Annotated in this window: 1 protein-coding gene; it reads left to right on the forward strand. The window is 68.6% G+C overall.

Translation table 11 applies throughout. The features are described from left to right. Positions 1–365: 365 nt before the first annotated feature. A partial coding sequence (locus tag AC4FS3_RS29470; RefSeq protein WP_491023490.1) for a hypothetical protein occupies positions 366–525 on the forward strand: 160 nt, incomplete at its 3' end.

The following is a 525-nucleotide window of genomic DNA, read 5'->3' on the forward strand; positions in this document are numbered from 1 at the left end:
GCGGCGGCGTCCCGCTTTATCTGCTCTACCGGGGCGATGGCGTTGACGAGGCCCCCTTGGTCCTGCCGCAAATCCTTACGCCCGCGACGGTGACGGAAGCGCTGGCTGCGCTGCCCGCCCGCGTCGCCTTCCGCAAGGACGGGGATGGCGAGACGCCGTGATTGCGGGTCAGGGCGGTTGCATATTGGCGTGGCTGCATATGGGTGATCGCATAGGGGCGGATGCGCTGGCGTGATCGCCAGATTGTCAGTTGCAGGCGCCCGGAGGCCAGGCTTGGCTAATGTGGAAAGCCTGCTCCCCCTGAATCAGGTATCGTTTCGGGAGGGACCAACGCCGCCCCGGCGGCGCTGCCAAGGAGAACGAGGATGAACCACCCTTGTCGTCTCTCGCGCCGTCGCCTGCTCACTGGCAGCGCCCTCGCCGGCCTGGTTCTCGCCCTTGCTTCCAGCGCCACTGTTCTCGCCGCCCCGCCGCCGGTCAAGCCCGGCAGTCCGCCGCCGGACTTCACCCTCGCATCGGCCGCCG

The organism is Pseudogemmobacter sp. TB195, assembly GCF_058313095.1.